Annotated in this window: 25 protein-coding genes; 17 read left to right on the top strand and 8 right to left on the bottom strand. The window is 53.0% G+C overall.

Features of this window, described 5'->3' with window-relative positions; translation table 11 throughout:
• Window positions 1-148: 148 nt before the first annotated feature.
• Window positions 149-808, top strand: coding sequence for a helix-turn-helix transcriptional regulator (locus NYE24_RS09070; protein ID WP_036698355.1), 660 nt, complete (start codon window positions 149-151; stop codon window positions 806-808).
• 119 nt (window positions 809-927) lie between these two features.
• Complete coding sequence (locus tag NYE24_RS09065) at window positions 928-1,236, top strand: hypothetical protein (RefSeq protein WP_036698353.1); 309 nt, start codon at window positions 928-930, stop codon at window positions 1,234-1,236.
• Window positions 1,237-1,338: 102 nt separating this feature from the next.
• Here the strand turns inward: NYE24_RS09065 and NYE24_RS09060 are convergent, their stop codons facing one another.
• The 4 genes from NYE24_RS09060 to NYE24_RS09045 form a co-directional block, all read right to left on the bottom strand.
• Window positions 1,339-1,512 carry a sporulation histidine kinase inhibitor Sda gene (locus tag NYE24_RS09060; protein WP_083677725.1) on the bottom strand — a complete coding sequence of 58 codons (174 nt, stop codon included), beginning with the start codon at window positions 1,510-1,512 and terminating at the stop codon, window positions 1,339-1,341.
• Window positions 1,513-1,741: 229 nt separating this feature from the next.
• Entirely contained in the window at window positions 1,742-2,077 is a 336-nt protein-coding gene (locus tag NYE24_RS09055; protein ID WP_036698352.1) for a LytTR family DNA-binding domain-containing protein, read from the bottom strand.
• 142 nt (window positions 2,078-2,219) lie between these two features.
• The gene (locus NYE24_RS09050; RefSeq protein ID WP_342478503.1) at window positions 2,220-2,741 is read right to left on the bottom strand and encodes an accessory gene regulator B family protein; all 522 of its coding nucleotides are present in this window, start codon (window positions 2,739-2,741) and stop codon (window positions 2,220-2,222) included.
• Complete coding sequence (locus NYE24_RS09045; RefSeq protein WP_036698350.1) at window positions 2,722-3,387, bottom strand: hypothetical protein; 666 nt, start codon at window positions 3,385-3,387, stop codon at window positions 2,722-2,724. The genes NYE24_RS09050 and NYE24_RS09045 overlap by 20 nt, the downstream gene beginning before the upstream one ends.
• A gap of 137 nt (window positions 3,388-3,524) precedes the next feature.
• On the opposite strand from NYE24_RS09045, the gene NYE24_RS09040 reads away from it, so the two are divergent.
• Together NYE24_RS09040 and NYE24_RS09035 are read left to right on the top strand one after the other, a co-directional pair.
• A complete protein-coding gene (locus NYE24_RS09040; RefSeq protein WP_342478502.1) occupies window positions 3,525-4,043 on the top strand; it encodes a DinB family protein in 519 nt (172 codons plus the stop codon).
• 15 nt (window positions 4,044-4,058) lie between these two features.
• A complete protein-coding gene (locus NYE24_RS09035; protein WP_342478501.1) occupies window positions 4,059-4,313 on the top strand; it encodes a hypothetical protein in 255 nt (84 codons plus the stop codon).
• A gap of 72 nt (window positions 4,314-4,385) precedes the next feature.
• Here the strand turns inward: NYE24_RS09035 and NYE24_RS09030 are convergent, their stop codons facing one another.
• Window positions 4,386-4,955 carry a thymidine kinase gene (locus NYE24_RS09030; protein WP_036698342.1) on the bottom strand — a complete coding sequence of 190 codons (570 nt, stop codon included), beginning with the start codon at window positions 4,953-4,955 and terminating at the stop codon, window positions 4,386-4,388.
• 182 nt (window positions 4,956-5,137) lie between these two features.
• Here NYE24_RS09030 and NYE24_RS09025 point away from each other — a divergent pair, with 182 nt between their 5' ends.
• From NYE24_RS09025 to NYE24_RS09015, 3 genes are read left to right on the top strand one after another with little or no spacing between them, the layout of a single operon-like run.
• Window positions 5,138-5,347: a hypothetical protein gene (locus tag NYE24_RS09025; protein ID WP_076154406.1), complete on the top strand. Its 210-nt coding sequence runs from the start codon at window positions 5,138-5,140 to the stop codon at window positions 5,345-5,347.
• A gap of 18 nt (window positions 5,348-5,365) precedes the next feature.
• Window positions 5,366-7,108 carry an ABC transporter ATP-binding protein gene (locus tag NYE24_RS09020; RefSeq protein ID WP_036698337.1) on the top strand — a complete coding sequence of 581 codons (1,743 nt, stop codon included), beginning with the start codon at window positions 5,366-5,368 and terminating at the stop codon, window positions 7,106-7,108.
• Window positions 7,089-8,936 (top strand): ABC transporter ATP-binding protein, encoded by a 1,848-nt coding sequence (locus tag NYE24_RS09015; RefSeq protein WP_076154404.1) that lies wholly within the window; start codon window positions 7,089-7,091, stop codon window positions 8,934-8,936. Before NYE24_RS09020 ends, NYE24_RS09015 begins: the two co-directional genes overlap by 20 nt.
• Before the next feature lie 436 nt (window positions 8,937-9,372).
• Here NYE24_RS09015 and NYE24_RS09010 read toward each other — a convergent pair whose 3' ends face one another.
• Window positions 9,373-9,678 (bottom strand): DUF2627 domain-containing protein, encoded by a 306-nt coding sequence (locus NYE24_RS09010; protein WP_036698330.1) that lies wholly within the window; start codon window positions 9,676-9,678, stop codon window positions 9,373-9,375.
• 167 nt (window positions 9,679-9,845) lie between these two features.
• Here NYE24_RS09010 and lpdA point away from each other — a divergent pair, with 167 nt between their 5' ends.
• The 5 genes from lpdA to lipB all read left to right on the top strand — a co-directional run bounded on the left by lpdA (window position 9,846) and on the right by lipB (window position 16,265).
• Window positions 9,846-11,267 carry a dihydrolipoyl dehydrogenase gene (gene lpdA, locus NYE24_RS09005; RefSeq protein WP_036698327.1) on the top strand — a complete coding sequence of 474 codons (1,422 nt, stop codon included), beginning with the start codon at window positions 9,846-9,848 and terminating at the stop codon, window positions 11,265-11,267.
• A gap of 294 nt (window positions 11,268-11,561) precedes the next feature.
• Entirely contained in the window at window positions 11,562-12,593 is a 1,032-nt protein-coding gene (locus NYE24_RS09000) for a thiamine pyrophosphate-dependent dehydrogenase E1 component subunit alpha (RefSeq protein ID WP_036698323.1), read from the top strand.
• A gap of 3 nt (window positions 12,594-12,596) precedes the next feature.
• Entirely contained in the window at window positions 12,597-13,583 is a 987-nt protein-coding gene (locus tag NYE24_RS08995) for an alpha-ketoacid dehydrogenase subunit beta (protein ID WP_036698320.1), read from the top strand.
• A gap of 438 nt (window positions 13,584-14,021) precedes the next feature.
• A complete protein-coding gene (locus tag NYE24_RS08990; RefSeq protein ID WP_036698317.1) occupies window positions 14,022-15,473 on the top strand; it encodes a dihydrolipoamide acetyltransferase family protein in 1,452 nt (483 codons plus the stop codon).
• Window positions 15,474-15,533: 60 nt separating this feature from the next.
• Entirely contained in the window at window positions 15,534-16,265 is a 732-nt protein-coding gene (gene lipB / locus NYE24_RS08985) for a lipoyl(octanoyl) transferase LipB (protein ID WP_143804209.1), read from the top strand.
• On the opposite strand, the gene prli42 is transcribed toward lipB, so the two are convergent.
• Complete coding sequence (gene prli42, locus NYE24_RS08980) at window positions 16,262-16,363, bottom strand: stressosome-associated protein Prli42 (RefSeq protein ID WP_143803916.1); 102 nt, start codon at window positions 16,361-16,363, stop codon at window positions 16,262-16,264. The genes lipB and prli42 overlap by 4 nt on opposite strands.
• A 99-nt stretch (window positions 16,364-16,462) precedes the next feature.
• Between prli42 and NYE24_RS08975 the strand changes: the two genes are divergently transcribed.
• Window positions 16,463-17,590 carry a M20/M25/M40 family metallo-hydrolase gene (locus tag NYE24_RS08975; RefSeq protein ID WP_342478500.1) on the top strand — a complete coding sequence of 376 codons (1,128 nt, stop codon included), beginning with the start codon at window positions 16,463-16,465 and terminating at the stop codon, window positions 17,588-17,590.
• Between the two features lie 266 nt (window positions 17,591-17,856).
• On the opposite strand, the gene NYE24_RS08970 is transcribed toward NYE24_RS08975, so the two are convergent.
• The gene (locus NYE24_RS08970; RefSeq protein ID WP_156949694.1) at window positions 17,857-18,030 is read right to left on the bottom strand and encodes a hypothetical protein; all 174 of its coding nucleotides are present in this window, start codon (window positions 18,028-18,030) and stop codon (window positions 17,857-17,859) included.
• Window positions 18,031-18,107: 77 nt separating this feature from the next.
• Here NYE24_RS08970 and NYE24_RS08965 point away from each other — a divergent pair, with 77 nt between their 5' ends.
• The 4 genes from NYE24_RS08965 to NYE24_RS08950 all read left to right on the top strand — a co-directional run bounded on the left by NYE24_RS08965 (window position 18,108) and on the right by NYE24_RS08950 (window position 21,239).
• Complete coding sequence (locus tag NYE24_RS08965) at window positions 18,108-18,680, top strand: NUDIX hydrolase (RefSeq protein WP_051493868.1); 573 nt, start codon at window positions 18,108-18,110, stop codon at window positions 18,678-18,680.
• Window positions 18,671-19,864 (top strand): endonuclease Q family protein, encoded by a 1,194-nt coding sequence (locus NYE24_RS08960; protein ID WP_342478499.1) that lies wholly within the window; start codon window positions 18,671-18,673, stop codon window positions 19,862-19,864. Before NYE24_RS08965 ends, NYE24_RS08960 begins: the two co-directional genes overlap by 10 nt.
• A gap of 67 nt (window positions 19,865-19,931) precedes the next feature.
• Entirely contained in the window at window positions 19,932-20,567 is a 636-nt protein-coding gene (gene spoIIM, locus NYE24_RS08955; protein ID WP_036698310.1) for a stage II sporulation protein M, read from the top strand.
• A 204-nt stretch (window positions 20,568-20,771) separates the two neighbouring features.
• Window positions 20,772-21,239, top strand: a complete 468-nt coding sequence (locus tag NYE24_RS08950) for a Fur family transcriptional regulator (protein ID WP_036698309.1) — start codon at window positions 20,772-20,774, stop codon at window positions 21,237-21,239.
• Window positions 21,240-21,242 lie beyond the last annotated feature (3 nt).

Genomic DNA, 21,242 nt, shown 5'->3' with positions numbered 1-21,242 from the left:
GAACGGCTCTCATTTATGGGAATTAACTCCAGAAATTAAGAGGATGTGGAGGTTTTTACGATTCTGATCCAAAGAATTTACACAAACAATTGTTATTATGAAACACAAATTGTTGTCTTGTGTTATGATATAGGTAGAGGTGGCTCTTATGAACGATTTCGATAATTACCCCGATGAGCTGGGGAATTTCATCCGGCACTTCAGGAAGGCCCGCGGGTTAACCCTCAGGGGGCTGGAAGAGAAGAGCGGCATCAGCTATTCACAGCTCAGCAAGATTGAACGGGGAGAGAGTATCCCGCTTAAGGATAACCTGGATAAGATCATTGAAGCACTCGGAGGGGATCTCAAGAACCGGATGTATCATTTGGCCGACTATATGCCTGATATTGAGTACATCAAGACCCTGAAACAGGGCTACAAGCTACCTAAGCATAATCAGTCCCAAGACTACATTTACGAGACGGCGTTCAACAAGCTGAAGGAATTCCGGGCGAAGGAAGACAAAGAAACGTCATATGTTTCCTTTGATTCTGAAGAGGTAATCGTTTATGAGACGGAATATGGGGCAGGAATGGTTATAGAGAAGATCGAGAAGTACAACCTGACCGATGTGCTGAACGATATATTCGAGGGAAGTCTGGATAGCCTCCGCAGGCAGCCGCGCCAGGGGCGTCAGGCATACTTGTTCGGAGAATGGCTGCGTGAAGGTATTTATGAGCTGAAGGAAGAGGAACAAGACCAGGTTATTCAGGCCTTGAAGGAATTCACCCAGTTCAAAGTACAACAGATCAAGGGCGTGTACAAGTAAAGAAGGGCCCGGCATAACGTGCTTCCAAAATGAATAATGTTGCCCTTTCTTGCAGCCATCTATTCATCTTGATCCATAAACAAACTACAAATGGTTAGACAGAAAAGGGGATAAGAAACATGAGAATCAATATGAAGTTTACCAGTAAAGGAAAAGCTGCGATCGAGAATTTCAACAACGAAGAGCTGTTGGAGATTTTTGCACGATACATCAAGACACTGACCAAAAAATACGATATCGAAGTAGATGTGCCGCTAGAAGTGAATCAGAATATCGTTGCCGATGGAACCGTCATTGCCATGGCTCAGAACGTCAAATGTGACGCAGAGACCTTCTTCAAAGAGCTGGGACGCGACATCAAGGTTCCCCTGAAAAAGCGCCTCGGCGGTAAGCTGGAGAACGTGTTCAAGACCGAAATTATCGAGTAGACAGAAGTTTGTTACACACCAAAAACCATCCCCGCACTGTCTGTGGAGGATGGTTTTTTGGCGTCTGTGCAAGTATATCTTATGGAAGGAGAGCTTCGCATGCTAATGATGTTGGGTTTTTGAAATATTCCGCGTAGTGAGGACGTTCCTGATTATCTGGATAAAATCTGGCGAAGCCTTGGCTTCCAGCGCCAATTCGTAGATGTTCATTAATTGTTCGTCAGACAATTGCTCAAGTGATGAGGGGCGCGGAGAAGGATGAAAGTAAGTTTCCATTGTATTCCTCCATCATGGTTGAGAGTGTTGGGAAAGATAATTAAGATATTAATGAAATGCTTCTATGTAAATGGTACCATCTGGAATATAATCCGTCTGCTGGTATTCGCCCTGTGAATTTTACTTTACATATGTTGGATAATATGTGATAATGATTGAATTTGTAGCCGTATATGATTATAAAAAAGCAGCGACCCTCTATTTGGAGGATCGCTGCTCTCTTTACATTCTACGACGGTGATTCGTTTTTCCTTGAAGCTAGAAATCTGCGGATACGTGTTTCATTGGACTCTGATACAGTAGCAAATTGTTCCCCTTGATTGAACAGAACAATCTTCCGTTCCGGATCATAACCGTCAATATTGCCAATGTTGACTACATTGCTGCGGTCAAGACGTTCAAAGCCCATGCCTCCGTAAGCTGCATACAAATCGGAAAGAGTGGTAGGGAGAACAAATTCGCCTTCTTTCGTATGGACGAATATCGTATTCTTGTGGTTAGAGAAATACAATATCTCCTCCTCCCGGATACTGCGGGAAGAGCCGTCGTTTAGTAAGACACGCATGTACTCCCCATCCTTGTGTAATTACTTACGTAATTCTTTTGGTGCTTCCGGACTGTGAATCCAAGATTTTAGTACTGAAGCAAATACATGGGCTGATGATGTCAGGGCTTTGGATGCAATGCGTGCTAGTTTCTGTTTCAATTCAGACCCTCCTTTTAGGTAAAGATATTACTGTTAAGGATTGAGCAAAGAAAGCCAATCCGAGGACAGACGAACAAATGAAGAAATTTGATGTTACCATCATTAAGGAAATCACCTTCAAGAATGGATAAATGCGTAGAGGGATTCTTACATTGGCATCAGGATTAGGTGCAAAAATAAGCATAATAATAAATGAGGATAAATTAATTATCCACAATTGATTCTCGATTAAAAAAGAAAGGTGTGGTAGGGATGAACATAATGTGATAGATATGGCATTACAGGCTGTTGCAGTCTTAAGATGCTTACCGCCAGACATAAATCTTAGAAAGGCAAAGCCAAAAAGAACAGTTGCGGTTTCTCCAACACTTCCTGTAAACCATCCAATGAGCAAGGATGATATGATAATGACCAAGCTGTTTAAAATTATATTAAGGGAATATTGCATAATTTCAATAGAGCTAGTCTCCTGAGGATTCGTTTGTTTAATAATTGAAGCAATTTTATTGCTTAATATATTCATGACCGCTTCTGTCCTTCGTATAAGATAAGTAAATATAACAAAACATAAGGGTGAAATATATAACTGGTAGAGCCAGAAAGTAACCAGAATCAAATAGATGCATAATAGAAATTACAACTGCTACAGTTGGTAAATTTAGAATGAAAAGTATTTTTTCGCGTTTGCTAATTATGACAATCCCATTGGGTTTATCTGGAACATAATCAAATCCTTTACGCTTATATCCAACATAATAACCTGTTATTATAGCAGTCAAAGCTGTGAGGAATTGCAAAAAATACGTAGTAATATCTAAGCCGTAGAATGTTTGACTTGATAATAAACCGAATTTATTAAATATTAGTGCGTAAATTAACTGAATAAATGTGTAAGCTTGGTAGGTCATGCCTGTAAGTATTGCTGAATAAAATATATGAATTCTAAAAAGTAGCCATAAGAAACAAAAAATTAAGAGATATTGTACAATTATGTCTAACTCTACCCAAGAATAGTTCACACGAATTACAAATGAAAGGAATGCCATTATAAAACTTGCAAATATCATTTCTATATGGAAAACATCAATTTTAAAAACTTTGAAAGCTAAATAAAACATTGCGTACGTTTCCAATATTGAAAATATCATAAATAGCACAAAATCCAGCATGCTTACACTCCCGGGAAATAGATTAACAAATCTGTAATCCTGGTGATATTATACATAATAGGCTAGGATACAACAACAGGTTTTGACACAATCCGGCAAATATTTCTTAAAAATTGGATTGGAGAGGGGTTTTTACCATGAATCAGCGTCCTGCGCAAGGAGAGTACACCGAATTTCAGTCCAGATATATTACATTGGTGCCGCCGGAAGGAGAACTGCGCGTCATTCTAAGAGAGCAGACTCAGCAGGTGCTGGCTCTGCTTGGCGGGCTGACAGAGGAGCAAGGAGCCTACCGCTATGCCCCCGGGAAGTGGAGTATCAAGGAAATGCTAGGGCATCTGACGGATAATGACCGCATCATGTCTTACCGGTTGCTTTGTTTTGCGAGGGGGGAACAGGCGCCGTTGCCTGGTTATGAGGAGAATGATTATGCGGCTGCCGGGGCGTTCGACCGCTTCACGCTGCAGGAGATGATTGCGCACTACCGGATCGTCCGGGAGTCCACCTTGGCGCTGGCAGATAGTCTTGCGGAGGACGTCTATGCCCGTACAGGGAATTTTGGCGGGATTGCCATGTCTGTGCGTGCGCAGCTCTGTCTGATCATCGGACATGAACAGCACCATCTGCGGATTCTACTTGAACGTTATCTGAACTAAAGGGAGGTGACGCATGTGGGCTTACTTAGAGGCATCTGGCATTTCTTCGTCCCGCGGGAGCGCACATTAGTGTACACTACTTTTGATCAGGGACAATATTTCCGGGTCAAAAGCCGCCTTGCGGCAGCAGGCATCCCTCACCGTTCCAGGATTAACGGCGGCATGAGAGAGACCACACGGCGTGCTAACTTCGGAGGGAAGAGTACGATGCAGCATGATTTGTTCGTCCGCAAGGAGGATGAGCACAAGGCGCTTCAAGCGGTTCAATAGACGGGAGAACAAACAACGCATTCCGGCCGGATTAGGGCTGGAGTGCGTTTTAATGTTGTATATTAGGGTATTTTACAATGGGGGATTCTTGTGGCATTTACGGCAGACCGGGTAATAGGCTTCATTGCCGCCGATCTGGATCTGTTTGCCGCTGTATACCGGCTTGCCGTTCTCAACCCGCAGTGCCATGGTGGCTTTCCGTGCGCAGAACCAGCAGATGGTCTTCATTTCTTCAATCTTGTCGGCGTAGATCAGCATATATTTGCTGCCTTCGAACAGATTGTTCTGGAAATCGTTTTTGAGGCCGAAGGCCATCACCGGAATGTCTAGCTCATCCACAATGCGCACCAGCTGCAGGATGCAGTCCTTGCTCAGGAACTGGCACTCGTCGATCAGCACACAGTGGGGCTTCGGCAGACTATTTTTGACGATGCTGTACATATCTGTATGCTCATCAATCGGAATGGCCTGCTTGCGCAGTCCGATCCGGGAGGAGATGTATCCTACTTCATCCCGGTTATCAATGGAAGGTGTGAAGAGGAGCACCGACTTGCCCTGCTCTTCATAATTATGTGCAACCTTGAGAATCTCAATGGATTTGCCGCTGTTCATAGCTCCATACCTGAAAAATAATTGTGCCACGTCCATCTATCCTTTCACTGTTCAGCTAATCTGCTACACGACCAAAAAATCGACCTTACTAGAGTATCATACTCGGGGCCGGAGTAGCCAGTGCAAACATTGTTTCCGCCCGGGATGTGCTATAATGAACGCAATTGTGTCTTCAACAGGAGAATATAGTGAACAGAAGGGAAGTTAGTCAGGTGACAGAGAAATTGGAGCAATACAAGGAACGGATCCATGCACTGCGGGAGAAGGGGGAGCTTATCCCGGGTACGGAGAATTTACTGGAAGACATGCTGGCCGAGCTCACTGAGCTGAACCGCAGCAACAAGGCACTGCGCCGGGTCATTTTGAAGTCGGGACAGGGCTCTGCCATGTCTACCCGCCTGCGGGATGCGCTCTACGAATAAGCAAATGGGGTATCTTCGATGAAGCTAATGTTGACTTTTCTTAAAAAATACCGGGTCGCCGCCATTGCCGCGCTGGTCATGATGCTGATTGAGCTGGCCGTGGAGCTGTCGCAGCCGCTGCTGATCTCCAAAATCATTGATGACGGTATCCGGCAACAGGACACGGCTGTCGTCTGGCTGTGGGGCGGTGTGCTGGTTGGGAGCGCCGCTGTGGCATTTGTGGCGGGAATACTCAGCTCCTTTTTTGCATCGCATACCAGTCAGGGGTTCGCGTTCGACCTGCGTGACAAATTGTATGAAAAGGTACAGTCGTTCTCTTACGATATTTTTAGCCGCTTCCCTACCTCATCCCTGATCACCCGCCTTACTGGGGATGTAACACAAATACAGGATACGATATTCATGGGGCTGCGGTTCATGACCCGTATTCCGCTGGTTGTGATCGGAAGCGTGATTATGGCGCTTGTTGTACATATCAAGCTGGGATTGCTGCTGACCGTGACCCTGCCGTTCTTGGTGATATTTATGATCTGGCTGATGCGCAGGGCGTCCGAGCTGTTCCGCAATGTGCAGACGAGGCTTGACGGCGTGAATGGGGTTATTCAGGAGAATCTGACCGGAATCCGGCTGATCCGTGTATTTGTGCGGATGGGCCATGAGATCGGGCGGTTCGCAACGTTCAGCGGAGAGCTGATGAGATCGACTGTTGCTGCGCTGAGGCTCACCGAGACCTCAACACCGTTCATTATGATCATCGTCAATGCCGGGATTCTGGCCGTGCTGTGGTTTGGGCGTATTGAGATCTCTACAGGGGATGCTACGCTGGGGCAGACGGTTGCCGTCATTAACTACTCGCTGCGTACGATGGGAGCGCTGTCAGCACTATCCTGGATCATGGTAAGCTTCTCCCGCGCACGGGCATCATCCGGACGGATCGCTGAAGTGATGGCGGCAAGCGAAGGTCCGGGCGAGCTGGGCATGACTTCAGGAGAAGGTCTAACGTCGGCTGCCCAAGGCAAGGTTGAATTCCAGCAGGTCAGCTTCAGCTATCCCGGCAGTGACATTAAGGTTCTGGAGGACATCTCCTTCTCGGTGCAGCCGGGTGAACGTGTGGCAATTATGGGCGCGACCGGCTCCGGCAAAACCTCTCTGGTAACGCTGATTCCCCGGCTGTATGAATGCGGCAGCGGCAGCATCCTGGTGGACGGACAGAAGCATACGGAGATGGATATGCAGACCTTACGGGGCTCTATTGGCTATGTACCGCAGGAGGTGCTCCTGTTCACCGGCTCAATCCGGGAGAATATAGCCTGGGGAAATGCAGCGGCGAGTCAGGCAGAGATTGAGCAGGCAGCGGCGGCAGCCCAGATTCATGACACAGTTGCAGCGCTGCCGCAGGGCTACGATACTGCCCTCGGGCAACGCGGAGTTAATCTGTCGGGCGGGCAGAAGCAGCGTCTGAGCATTGCGCGGGCGCTGGTGCGCAGACCGGCGATTCTGATTCTGGATGACAGTACCAGTGCGCTTGATGCGGTGACGGAGGGACTTTTGCTGGCAGAATTGAAGAAGTTGTCCTGCACGACCTTCCTGATCACACAGAAAATCAGCTCAACCGCCTCAGCGGATCTGATTCTGCTGCTGGACGAAGGCCGGCTGATTGCGCAGGGGACCCATTCCGAGCTAATGGATGAGTCCGCACTGTACCGCAAAATCTATCAATCGCAGACAGGGGAGGCGCAGCATGTTCAAAGCACTCATTGAGCCGTTCCGCTATCCGAAGCTGGAGGTAGGCCACGGCGAAGCCAAAATCTTCGGGGCGATGGGCAGCCGGAAGCCGAAGGCGAAGGCCAAGAACTGGTCGGGCACACTAGGCCGCATATGGACGTATCTCGCCGAACGCCGGACAAAGCTGATCTTAGTGCTGTTCATGGTTCTGCTAAGCTCAGCCTTGTCACTCCTTGGACCTTACCTGATCAGCCGGGCAGTGGACGATTATCTCGGCGGGGAGGGCGGCAGAACGTGGGCTGTCTTCCTGCTGGTTCTGGCGCTCGTCTACCTGCTGAATTCTTTGGTCTCCTGGCTGCAAAATGTCTGGATGATCGAGGTGGCCCAGGAGACGGTCTACCGGATGCGGACCGATCTGTTCTCGCACCTGCACCGTCTGCCGATCTCCTTCTTCAACCGCAGGCAGCAGGGGGAGATTATGAGCCGTCTGACCAATGATATTGAGAATATCAGCTCGACGCTGAACAGCTCGGCCATTCAGATCTTTTCCAGTATTCTGACGCTGGTGGGAACGGTAGGCGTGATGCTGTGGCTCAGCCCGTTGCTAACGCTGCTGACCTTCATTGTGGTACCGCTGATGATGCTGGGCATGCGCTGGATTACCCGGCGGACCGGACCGCTGTTCAAAGAGCGGCAGCGCAATATGGGTGAGCTGAACGGGTTCATCGAAGAGACCTTGTCCGGGCAACGGATTATCAAAGCCTTCTCGCAGGAGGAGCGGGTGATCACCGGCTTCAGAGAGCGTAATACACGGATTATGCTGTCGGGGTATTGGGCACAATCGATTTCGGGCTTTATTCCTAAGCTGATGAATGGTCTGAACAATCTGAGCTTTGCCATCGTGGCCGGAGTCGGGGGGCTGCTTGCCATCCGCGGGCTCGTGACGGTGGGGATTATTATTGCTTTTGCCGAATATGCGCGTCAGTTCACCCGGCCGCTGAATGATCTGGCGAACCAGTGGAACACTTTGCTGTCGGCTATCGCCGGGGCGGAGCGTGTTTTCGAGGTGCTGGATGAGGAGACGGAGGCCCGGGATGAAGGCGAGGCGGTGAAGCTGGAACATGTGGAGGGAGCCGTAAAGTTCACGGATGTGTCCTTCTCTTATGAAGGTGGAGCCGATACGCTCCAGGGAATTACGTTCGAGGCGAAGCCAGGGGAGATGATTGCGCTGGTCGGACCTACCGGTGCTGGCAAAACGACACTAATCGGCCTGCTGTCCCGCTTCTACGATCCGAGCCGGGGCAGCATTACGCTGGACGGGCGGGAGCTGTCAACGGTCACCCGTGAAAGTCTGCGCAGTCATATGGCCTTCGTCCTGCAGGATTCCTTCCTGTTCAAAGGTACGATCCGCGATAATATCCGCTACGGCAGGCTGGATGCAACCGATGAAGAGGTGGAGGAGGCCGCGAAGCTGGCCAATGCCCATGCCTTCATTATGCGACTCCAGGACGGCTACGACCGGATGCTGTCTGTAGATGGCAGCGGTATCAGCCAGGGGCAGAAGCAACTCTTGGCTATTGCCCGGGCAATTTTGGCGAATCCGTCCATGCTGGTACTGGATGAGGCGACGAGCAGCATCGATACGGTGACTGAGATCAAGATTCAGGAAGGGCTCCAGGCGCTGATGCGCGGCCGGACCAGCTTCGTGATCGCCCACCGGCTGGGCACGATCCGCGCTGCTGACCGCATTCTGGTGCTTGAGGGCGGACGTCTGCTTCAGCAGGGCTCGCATGAGGAGCTGCTGAAGCAGGGCGGTCTTTACAGCGAGCTGGTGCGGGGGAGCAAGGAAGCGGCTGGGGAGTGAATGAGCGCTGAGTGAGCGGAGAACGGACGTGTGCTGGAGCTTTTGAGGGAGTAGGATGTTTGCCGAATGGGGTGAACGAAGGCTGCGCTGAGGCTAATGCTAATGCGTACAGACTAATGAAGTAAAGGCTACTGCGGCTAATTAGCTAAGGTAACTGTATATTGTGCAATAGAAATCCGATTTTTGAGTGGTAAATGGCATTCTGCTGTATTTGGTACATTAGATTTTGCCAGTTTGGGGCTAATAGCGGGTTTGAGCGAAATTCTGTTGTACAAAGTACAATAGCTCTTTATTTCTGCTGGATATTGCCCAACTCTGTTGTACCATATGCAATTGCTCTATCGTATGGTTCTAGTGTGATCAATAACCAACAAGGGGATGCTTCAGCAGCCGATTCGTTCATGGCTTGAGACATCCCCTGTTTCAATTATTAGGATTAGGAGCGGGCTTCGGAAGACGGGGGCTGCTGTGCTTGCTGCTTCTCCCGGAAGCGGGGGCCTACGTAGTTCTTTTTGCGGTCACGGGTCAGAATCCAGCCGCCCAGGAAGGTCATGCCCGCCAGGAACAAGAGCAGTCCGCCGCCGAAATGCAGCCACGCAAATTTGGGAATAGCAGTCTCATCGCCATGCATGGCAAAATAATTGAACAGATCATCTTTCATCATCAGGAAGCCCGTCATTGCCAGGAGGCCGGGAATCACTAGAATAAGGATGGCAATGAAGCGTGAAATCAGCAGTTTCATCACAGTCGCTCCTCTTCGCAGCCGTTTGAATTCACCCATATGATAACGCTTTAGCCTGCAAAAGTCCATGAATACATGACGTTTGTATGTTTTGTATTACTCCCGAAAGAGAGTACAATATAAGAGATTGAACTGAATTCAAGAGGAATGACTGGAGGATACATATCATGACAATGACCTGTGATGTAGCGATACTTGGCGGAGGCACCGGCGGTTATGTGGCAGCGATTCGCGCTGCGCAGCTGGGCAAATCTGTTGTCGTTATTGAAATGGACAAGCTGGGCGGAACCTGCCTGCACCGCGGCTGTATTCCCAGCAAATCACTGCTGCGCAGTGCAGAGGTATTGGCTGAAATCAACGAGAGCGAAAGCTACGGTATAGAGACTACGGGCACCAAGCTGGTGTTCCCCAAAGTGCAGCAGCGCAAGGAAGCGGTAGTGGAGCAGCTTCATCAAGGGGTGCAGTATCTGATGCGCAAGCACAAGATTCAGGTGCTGAAGGGCAAAGGCCGGATCATTGGTCCTTCGATCTTCTCCCCGCGAAGCGGCGCAGTGGCTGTTGAGCTGGAGAATGGTGAGATGGAGACCGTGGTCTCTACGAATCTCATCATCGCTACCGGCTCGCGCCCGCGCATTCTGCCGGGCCTGGTGCCTGACGGCAAGGTGATTCTGAGCAGTGAAGAAGCGCTGACGCTTGAGGAGCTGCCGGCCTCAATAATAATTGTGGGCGGCGGGGTAATCGGAGTGGAGTGGGCGTCCATGCTGGCTGATTTCGGAGTGCAGGTGACTGTTGTAGAGACAGCCGGACAGCTTTTGCCGCAGGAGGATGAAGAGGTGGCACGGGAGCTGCTGCGCCTGCTGAAGAAACGAGGAGTCCGGGTGCTCACTGGAACAACGGTAGATGCAGAGACCTGCACGGTGTCAGAGACAGGGATTACGATTGAAGCCCGCAAGGGAGAGCAGAGCCAGAGTCTGTCGGCTGACAAACTGCTCGTATCTGTGGGGCGCGTCGCGAATATTGAGAATCTCGGACTTGAAAATACAGATATCCGCTTCGATACAGGTGTCATTGCGGTAAATGCCAATATGCAGACGGGTGAACCGCATATCTATGCGATTGGCGATTGTATCGGCGGACTGCAGCTGGCTCATGCTGCCAGCCATGAGGGCATCCGTGCCGTCAATCATCTGGCCGGTGAAGCGCTCCATCCGTATGAAGCCCATCTGGTTCCGCGCTGTGTCTATACACGGCCGGAAGTGGCTAGTGTCGGCTACACGGAGAAGGAAGCGAAGCAGCTCGGCCGCGAGACGGTGACCGGGAAGTTCCCGTTCTCGGCCATCGGCAAAGCCATTGTCTACGGAATGAAGGATGGCTTCGTGAAGGTAGTGGCTGACGCGAAGAACGGGGATATCCTCGGCGTGCAGATGATCGGCCCGCATGTGACCGACCTGATCGGCGAAGCGGCGCTGGCACAGATCTTGGATGCCACACCTTGGGAGGTCGGGGAGGCTGTACATGCCCATCCGACACTATCGGAGGTACTGGGCGAGGCCATGCTGGCGGTGGATGGAAGAGCAATCGGATTCTAGCGTGCGATAGAGAGCTTAACAAGAAGGCCGGAGGGAGCGGAAGGCGCGTACTGCGCTAATATCGCTCCATACCGGCTATATTTGTTCGTTTCCAGAGCTTCTGCATGGCGGAGGGATTTTGGCTTTTCTTTTTGCCGGGAAAACGGATATAATGAATTTAGTACCTGGTGATAGGATCAGGGCACATATAACAATATTAAGGTCAATCTGCCTGGCGGACGCATCCTGAACCGCTTAGAGATAGCGGGGGCTGGAAGCTGGCGCCGGCAATACTTTCAAGGAGGTACCTCTTATATGGAATCCCAAGGTACTGTAGACACGGTTAACAGACATAAGCAGCTTGGACTCACAGACGGCCAGGTTATCGATATGTACAGATTCATGCAGCTCGGACGGAAATATGATGAGCGCAGTCTGCTGTTGCAGCGCGCGGGCAAGATCAATTTCCATGTATCCGGTATCGGGCAGGAGGCGGCACAGGTCGCGGCGGCATTTGCACTGGACCGGGAGAATGACTATTTCCTGCCCTACTACCGGGACTATGCGTTTGTCCTCTCTGTTGGAATGACCACGCGCGAGCTGATGCTGTCCGTCTTCGCCAAGGCGGAAGATCCGAACAGCGGCGGCCGGCAGATGCCGGGCCACTTCGGCAGTAAGCGCCTGCGGATTGTAACGGGCTCTAGCCCGGTCACGACCCAGGTTCCGCATGCAGCAGGCTTCGCGCTGGCGGCGAAGATGCAGAAGAAGAAGTTCGTCTCCTTCGTCACCTTCGGGGAAGGCTCCAGCAATCAGGGGGATTTCCATGAAGCGTGTAACTTTGCCGGTGTAAATAAGCTGCCTATGATTATTTTTTGCCAGAACAATCAGTATGCGATCTCGATTCCGGCCCATAAGCAGCTTGGCGGCAAGGTCAGCGACCGTGCGCTTGGCTACGGCTTCCCAGGCATCCGGGTGGACGGCAATGATCCGCTGGAGGTCTACCGCGTGGTCAAGGAGGCCCGGGACCGTGCGCTTGCCGGTGAAGGCCCGACCTTGATTGAAGCGATGATGTACCGCCTGTCGCCGCATTCCACCTCGGATAACGATCTGGCCTACCGGACCCAGGAGGAAGTCGATGAGAACTGGAAAAAAGACGGCATCGCCGCGTTCCGCACCTATCTGACCGGACTCGGTCTATGGAGTGACGAGCAGGAGCATGATCTGGCTGCCGAATATAATCTTGAACTGAAAGAAGCTATAACCTACGCGGAGAATGCGCCGTTCCCGAAACCGGAAGATACGCTGCTGCATGTCTACGATGAATCCGGCCTGAAGGGGGGCGCTTAAGCCATGGCGATGATGGAATATATCGATGCAATCCGGCTGGCGATGAAGGAAGAGATGGAACGTGACGAGTCGGTGTTCGTGCTGGGTGAGGATGTCGGCGTGAAGGGCGGCGTCTTCACAACAACCAAAGGCTTGCAGGAGCAGTTCGGCGCAGAACGGGTGCTGGACACGCCGCTTGCGGAATCTGCCATTGCAGGGGTGGCTATCGGTGCTGCGATGTACGGCATGAAGCCGATTGCCGAGATGCAGTACTCTGATTTCATGCTGCCCGCAACGAACCAGATTATCAGCGAAGCAGCCAAAATCCGCTACCGTTCCAACAACGACTGGAACTGTCCGGTCGTCATCCGTGCGCCGATCGGCGGCGGCATCTTCGGCGGGTTGTACCACTCGCAGTGTCCGGAGTCGATCTTCTTCGGCACGCCGGGGCTTAAGATTGTGGCGCCTTATTCGGCAGCAGATGCCAAGGGCCTGCTCAAGGCCGCTGTCCGTGATCCTGATCCGGTGCTGTTCTTCGAGAACAAGAAATGCTACAAGCTGATCAAGGGCGATGTGCCGGAAGGCGACTACACGGTGCCGATTGGTGAAGCGAATCTGCTGCGTGAAGGCAGTGATATTACGGTGATCGGGTATAGCTTGCCGCTGCATTTTGCGATGCAGGCAGCGGAGGAGCTGGAGAAGGAGCATGGCGTCACCGCACATATCCTGGATCTGCGTACCCTCCAGCCGCTGGACCGCGAGGCGATTATTGCCGCTGTCCGGCAGACCGGCAAGGTGCTGATTGTCCATGAGGATAACAAGACCGGAGGCATCGGCGCTGAAGTCGCGGCGATCATCGCCGAGCATTGTCTGTTTGACCTCGATGCGCCAATCTTCCGCCTGTGCGGACCCGATGTACCGGCGATGCCGATCTCGCCGCCGATGGAGAAATTCTTCCTGCTTAGCAAGGACAAGGTTAAGGCTGAAATGCTGCGTCTGGCGCAGTATTAATATATAAGAGAAACCGGCGGGATAAGTAAGTGAAGCTGCCTGTGCCGACTTAGGGCGATAATGTTGCAGAAAGTGCAGCTTGTGGGTACTAGGTAAACAGAGGTTAAGGACAGGTTGTTGCAGGAAATGCAGCATTATGTCCGCTCAGCCGCCTGAATGAAGAGAATTGCTGCATTTTGAGCAACATTTTTGATTTTGGGCAGATTTGTCTGGGCGAATATTGTATTAAGTGCAGGATTTCGTGGCTGAATCGCCACCTGAGCGAAGAAAATGGTAAATTTCGTTTAGAACACTTTGAGTCTATGCTTCCGAAGACAGTTGTGTACGAAGCAAATTCAAGAAGTCGACGCTTTCAAAACTAAGCGCATGCTTCCGAAGACAATTGTGTACCAAGTTCTTCAGGATGCCTGTGCTTACCAAACATTAAGGAGTGACATTATGTCTGACAATACAACGCTGACGGATGTAATTATGCCGCAGCTGGCTGAATCGCTGGTATCGGCGACCATCGGGAAATGGCTGAAGCAGCCGGGCGATTCAATAGAGCAATATGAGCCGATCTGCGAGCTGATCACGGATAAAGTGAACGCGGAGCTGCCTGCAACGGTAGACGGCACGCTGGTCGAGCTGCTGGCCGAAGAGGGCCAGACGGTCAGCGTCGGCGAGATCATCGCCCGCATCGCTGTGGCTGGCTCCGCCGCGCCAGCTGCTGCGGCCCCGTCACCGGCAGCTTCCGGTGACGCCCCAGCCCCTGCCGCTGCCCCGGCTGCGGCATCCGGCACCGCCCCGCAGGCGGCTCACGCCGCCGCGCGGCCGCCTGTGCCCGCTGCGGCTTATGACGCCGCAGCGCCAATGCGCTCCCGTTACTCTCCGGCTGTGCAGTCGCTGGCCGCCGAGCACGGCATCAACCTGGCGGCCGTGCCTGGCACCGGCCTGGGCGGACGTATCACACGCAAGGATGTGCTCACTTTCCTTACGAGCGGCGCCGCAGCCGTTCAGCCGCCGGCACCCGCTGTAGCCCCAGCCGCAGCGCCGGTGCCTGACACGGCCCCTGCTGCCGCTGTACCCGCAGCGCAGCAGCCTGTGCTCCAGCCTGTGCCGGACGCACTTCAGCCGGTCCGTAACTCCGGCCTGCACCTTAGCGAATCGCCGAAGATTCCGACGATTGAGATCGAAGGCGGACGGGGCAGCAGCTCGGAATATCTGATCGACGTTACACCGATCCGTAATACGATCGCTACCAGAATGCGCCAGAGTGTCTCGGAGATCCCGCACGCCTGGACAATGATCGAGGTCGATGTGACCAATCTGGTGGTGCTGCGCAACAAGCTGAAGGATGAGTTCAAGCGCAAAGAGGGCATTAACCTGACCTATCTCGCTTTTCTGATGAAGGCTGTGGTCAGTGCGATCAAGGATTACCCGATCATGAACTCCGTCTGGGCCGTTGACAAAATCATCGTCAAACGCGACATCAACATCTCGCTGGCCGTAGGCACAGAGGATTCCGTCATGACGCCGGTCATCAAAAAAGCCGATCAAAAGAATGTCGCTGGGCTGGCCCGCGAGATCGACGAATTGGCTTTGAAGACACGGGAACGCAAACTGCGCTTGGACGATACGCAGGGCGGCACGTTCACGGTGAACAACACCGGCTCGTTTGGCTCGATTCTGTCTTATCCGATTATCAACTATCCGCAGGCGGCGATCCTGACCTTTGAATCCATTGTCAAAAGACCTGTCGTCATCAATGATATGATTGCCGTGCGTTCGATGGCGAATATCTGTCTGTCGCTGGATCACCGGATTCTGGACGGAGTCATCAGCGGACGGTTCCTGCAGCGCGTGAAGGATAATGTGGAAGGCTACACCCCGGAAACGAAGCTCTACTAAGTAAGACGGCTGCGGACCCCTGGGACAGGGAGAATGAGAAGCAAAGGGGAACTTACGATCATGGAGAACCTGAACCTAAGGAAACTTACAGTTACCATTCTTCCAGTGATGGAGTACGGGGCGGCCTGGGAGCTGCAAAAGGAAGCGGTGCATGCGATTGATGCGGGCTCTGCTTCCGAGCAGCTGATTCTGCTGCAGCATCCGCCCACGTACACCATCGGTTCGCAGAATCATCCGGAGCATCTGCTCCTCAGCGGGGAACAACTCAGGCAGCAGGGCATTGCGCTGTTTGAGATTGACCGCGGGGGAGATATTACATATCACGGGCCCGGCCAGCTGGTCGGTTACCCGCTTTTGAAGCTGGGCGAGAACGGCAAGGTTGATCTGCACGGCTATCTGCGCAGGCTGGAGTCAGTGATTATTGCGTACCTGGAGGCCTATGGAATTACGGGAACCCGCAAGCAGGGGTATACCGGGGTGTGGGTCGGTGATGAGAAAATCTGTGCTATCGGCGTCAAGTTCAACAAGTGTAAATTCCGCCGGGGTTTTGTCACCAGTCATGGCTTCGCCTTCAACGTATCGGCCGGGATCGGGCAAAGCGGCTTCACGGGCATTATCCCTTGCGGTATTGCGGAATACGGAGTGACCTCGCTTGAGGAATGCACGGGGCGCGCTTTTGACATCGGGACGGTTGCTGAAGAGCTGGTGCCTTATTTCCTGGAGCAGTTTCCGTATAACCAAACAGCGCCCGGGGAACCCGGACGCAGTTACTTAAGTGCTAAGCGTGATTAACCGGCCAAAAACGGCTCGATGACGAACAGCACCGTAGAGGCGATCATAGCGAACAGCATGATGTAGATAATTATGCGAAACCATTTTTGTCGTTGCATGAGTGACTCCTTTGAGATTAGTTTAAGTTATGAGCATGAGCCCACAATTGAACGCAGTACCACCATTGTAACGTATCTGAGAAAGAGAGGGAAGTCCATATGATATCAGAAGACCGATTGATCCATGAGTTCATGGAGCTTGTCCAGATTGACAGTGAGACCCGGAATGAACGGCAGATTGCCGATGTGCTTAAGGAGAAGTTCAGCAGCCTGGGGCTGACTGCGCTGGAAGACGATTCGCAGGAGAGAACGGGACACGGAGCCGGCAATCTGTTCGTGACCTGGCCTGCGGACAGCGGAGTGAGCGCGCCGAAGCTGCTGTTCACCTGTCATATGGATACTGTAGTGCCCGGCCAGAAGATCAAGCCAACCCTTGGGGAAGACGGCTGGATTCGAAGCGATGGCAGCACGATTCTTGGGGCGGATAACAAAGCAGGACTGGCTGCCCTGTTCGAAGCGATCCGGGTGATTCAGGAGCAGAAGCTGCCGCACGGCCAGATTCAGTTCGTCATTACGGCAGGCGAAGAGTCGGGGCTGATGGGCGCACGTGCCATGGACCCGGCATCTCTGGATGCTGACATGGGCTTCGCGCTGGATTCCAACGGAGAAGTGGGAGCTATTGCTACCGCCGCACCAGGCGTGGCCCGGATCTCGATGCAGATCTTCGGGAAATCCGCCCATGCAGGCGTAAACCCGGAGGACGGCATCAGCGCCATCCAGGTAGCGAGCAAAGCTATTTCGGCCATGAAGCTGGGACGGATCGACAACGAAACGACAGCGAATATCGGCAAGTTCGCCGGCGGCGGGCCGACGAATGTGGTCTGCGACCATGTGCAGCTGGATGCGGAGGCCCGCAGTATTGTGCAGGAGAAGGTTGACCTTCAGGTGGCCTCCATGCGGGAGGCACTGGAGACAACAGCCCGCGAACACGGGGCGCAGAGTGAATTCCGCAGCGAGACTATCTATCCGGCGTTCAGCTTTGGTGCGGGTGATCCGGTCGTTCAACTGGCGGCCCGTGCGGTCACTGCGCAGGGCCTGACACCCCGCCTGTTCGCTTCCGGCGGCGGCAGTGATGCCAATGTGTTCAACGGCCTGAACGTTCCGGTTGTGAACCTGGCAGTTGGCTACGAGGATATCCATACCACGAAGGAGCGGATCAAGGCCGCAGACATCGTCAAGGTGGCCAGTCTGGTTGTAGCCATTGTGGCCGAGAGCCAGAAGGGCTAAGCCGATAAGAGGCTGTGCAGGGACCCGGCCAGGGCAAGGCTTTTGCTAAAAATATAAGAAGTTAAATGTTGCACACGATAACTTATCCTTCTATTTCTCGCTGAAACGGTAGCGTCCTTTAAAAGGACGGCAAAGCCGTTTCCACTTAGGCGGTCTGCTGCCGCTTATGAATAACAATAAAGGAGCTGCTTCCGGGATGATCCGGGAGACAGCTCCTTCTTATACCCTGGAATATCATAGACGCTGACCGGAAGAACGAAGCGGCATTATCCAGCCTTGGAAGCTTTGATCCGCGAATCTGCCTGGAGCAGCAGGATGTAAGAGAGGGGCATATCGCGCCCGTATTGCTTCATCCACCCGGCCATTACGGCCATAATCTGTTCCGGTTTACCTACCATTGTTACTGCGGATGAGCTTGCTTGGACAAGGATGTCATTCATGCCTGCATTCCTTCTTTCTTCATAAGTTTGCTATAATACACCCTATGCATAACGATGCCAAAGGAGACCACAAATCTATGAAAAAAGATGAAATAAACCGCAACCCCGCATTGGATGAAGAAACATTGTCGACGAAGCCGATTTTTGCAGGCCACATTATTTCGCTTCAGGTGGATACTGTGAGACTGCCTGACGGCAACACCGCAACCCGTGAGGTTGTGAAGCACCCTGGAGCTGTAGCTGTGCTCGCTTTGAATCAAGGTAAAATGCTGGTCGTGGAGCAGTACCGTCAGCCGATGCACCGTACCGAGGTGGAGATTCCGGCAGGGAAGCTGGACCCGGGCGAAGATCCGCTGGCGGCTGCGGGCCGTGAGCTTCAGGAGGAGACCGGCTTTCATAGCGGGGGGCTGAAGCTGCTGAAGTCGTTCTATACCTCTCCCGGCTTCGCCGACGAGATCATTCACCTCTATGTGACCGAGGATGCCCAGCCGGGCGAGATGGCGCTGGATGAGGATGAGTTCCTGGAGGTCTCCGAGCTGACGCTGGAGGAAGCCTACCAGTACATTGCGGACGGACGTATTGCCGATGCCAAGACGATGATGGCGGTCTATGCCTGGCATCTGTATACGCTGACAGGCCAATGGCACTAGCGGCGGAGCTCAGCAGTGTCTACTGTGATCTGCATGTGCATATCGGACGGACTTCGGAGGGCCAGGCGGTCAAAATCAGCGGCAGCCGTGATCTGACCTTTGCCGGGATTGCCAGGGAGGCAGCGGAGCGCAAGGGGATTGGTCTGATTGGCATTATCGACAGCCACTCTCCGGGTGTGCTGCGGGATATTCATACTTCGCTGGATTCCGGTGAGATGACGATAGCCGCAGGCGGCGGAATTGCTTACCGGGGGACGACGATCCTGCTGGGAACCGAGATTGAGATCCGCGAGCCCGGGCGGCGGGAGTGCCATGTCCTGGCTTTCATGCCGGACCTCGGGACGATGGAGGATTTCAGCACCTGGATGAGCGCCCATATGCGTAATGTGAATCTCAGCTCCCAGCGTCTGTACGCCCCTTCCAGGGTGCTTCAGGACGAGATTACCGGGCGGGGCGGGCTGCTGATCCCGGCCCATATTTTCACGCCCCACAAGGGGCTCTATGGCTGTGCGGCCGAGCGGATGGCTGAGTTATTCGATCTGGACCGCATCGCAGCAGTGGAGCTTGGCCTTAGTGCGGATTCAGAGATGGCAGGGTATATCTCCGAGCTTGACCGTTACAGCTTCCTGACCAATTCCGATGCCCATTCCCTCGGCAAAATCGGCCGCGAGTATAATGTCATCGAGATGCGGGAGCCCTCCTTCCGAGAGCTGAAGCTGGCGCTCCAGCGCTCGGAAGGACGCAGGGTCAGCGCCAACTTCGGGCTGAATCCCCGGCTGGGTAAATATCACCGGACCTACTGCGGCGGTTGTGGCAGCATCATCGATGAAGCCTACAGCACCTCGGAGCGCTGCCCGTATTGCGGTAGTCCGAAGCTGGTCCAGGGTGTGCTGGACCGGATTCTGCACATTGCCGACCGTTCGCTGCCGCAGGTTCCGGATTACCGGCCTCCGTACCATTACCAGGTGCCGCTGGAGTTCATTCCCGGTCTGGGCAAGCGTAAGCTGAACCTGCTGCTGGAGGCTTTTGGCACAGAGATGAACATTCTGCACCGGGCTGCGGAAGCCGAGCTTGCCGCTGTAGCGGGAGCAGAGCTGGCGGGGCTGATCGTGCTGGCCCGCAGCGGGCAGCTCGTCCTCTCCTCGGGAGGCGGCGGGACCTACGGCAAGGTGGTCAAGAGCTAAGGACAAGTCATAGATTAGGACATTCCCTCATATGGTGTAACATGTGACCGGAAAGGGGAATGTCAGGGTGCGCAGTTTAAAGCTGATGGTGAAGGAACAGACGCCTCTTTATATTTTTGTCGCGGTATTATTTCTGGTCGGAGTGGTATTCGGAGCGCTTATCGTCACTGCGCTTACGCTGGATCAGCAGCAGGAGCTGGGCGATTACTTAAGCAATTTCTTCGTGACAGTCGATCAGCAGGGATTGCCTGACGCGCAGGATTCATACTGGAGCATCGCCGCTTTTCATCTGAAGTGGGTCGGCCTGATCTGGGTACTCGGCTTGTCCGTAATCGGCCTCCCGGGCATTCTGATTCTGGATTTCCTCAAAGGCGTGCTGATCGGCTTCACCGTCGGCACGCTGGTCAGCCAATATTCCTGGCACGGCATGCTGTTCGCCCTGGTCTCCGTCGCTCCGCATAATCTGGTGCTGATTCCAGTGCTGCTGGTGTGCAGTGCGGCCGCGCTCGGATTCTCCCTGCTGATGATCCGCAGCCGTGTGCTGGGACAGCAGCGCCGCACGCAGATTACCCATCCGTTCATGATGTATACGCTGCTCTCCCTTGGGATGGCGCTGCTGGTGATGGGAATCTCGGGCTTCGAGGCTTACGTGACTCCGGTGATGATGCGCTGGGTGACGCCGCTGCTGGTGTCAGCCGGGTGAAAGTGAGAAGCAGACAGGGGCAGGGAATCGGCGCCGGTGCTGCGGAGAGAGAATGGAAGATTTCACTAATATGGAGTATTTGTGAATGTGCGGGTCAGCTCCCTCCAGATGCTAAAACCGTTTGACTTCTCAAAGGAAATCCCCCTATAATGGAAGAAGTGGCTTGAAGCCCGGTGTGGTAATTTTCCAAGGGGGAGGCAGACAATGGAAGCCCGAATAGACAAGATTAAGCAACAACTACAATCCCAAGGATACAAGCTTACACCTCAACGGGAAGCGACCTTAAGAGTTCTCCTGGAGAACGAGGATGATCATTTAAGTGCGGAAGATGTATTCATGCTTGTGAAAGAAAAGGCGCCTGAGATCGGTCTTGCCACCGTGTATCGTACCCTGGAACTGCTTAGCGAGCTTCATGTCGTGGAGAAGATCAATTTCGGAGACGGTGTGGCCCGCTATGATCTGCGTACGGATACGGCGAAGCATCATCACCATCATTTGATTTGTGTGCAGTGCGGAACGATGGATGAGATTCGTGAGGATTGGCTGGGACCGCTGGAAGAGCGGCTGGAGCAGGAATACAACTTCACGGTGGTTGATCATAGACTTGATTTTCACGGAATATGCCACCGCTGCAAGGATAAGAATCCTGCAGAGGACAATACTCCCGAATAAGCG

The organism is Paenibacillus sp. FSL H7-0350, assembly GCF_038593195.1.
Taxonomy (GTDB): Bacteria; Bacillota; Bacilli; order Paenibacillales; family Paenibacillaceae; genus Paenibacillus_AQ.
Note: the sequence above shows the minus strand (reverse complement) of the source record. Positions and strands in the feature narration are given on the sequence as shown.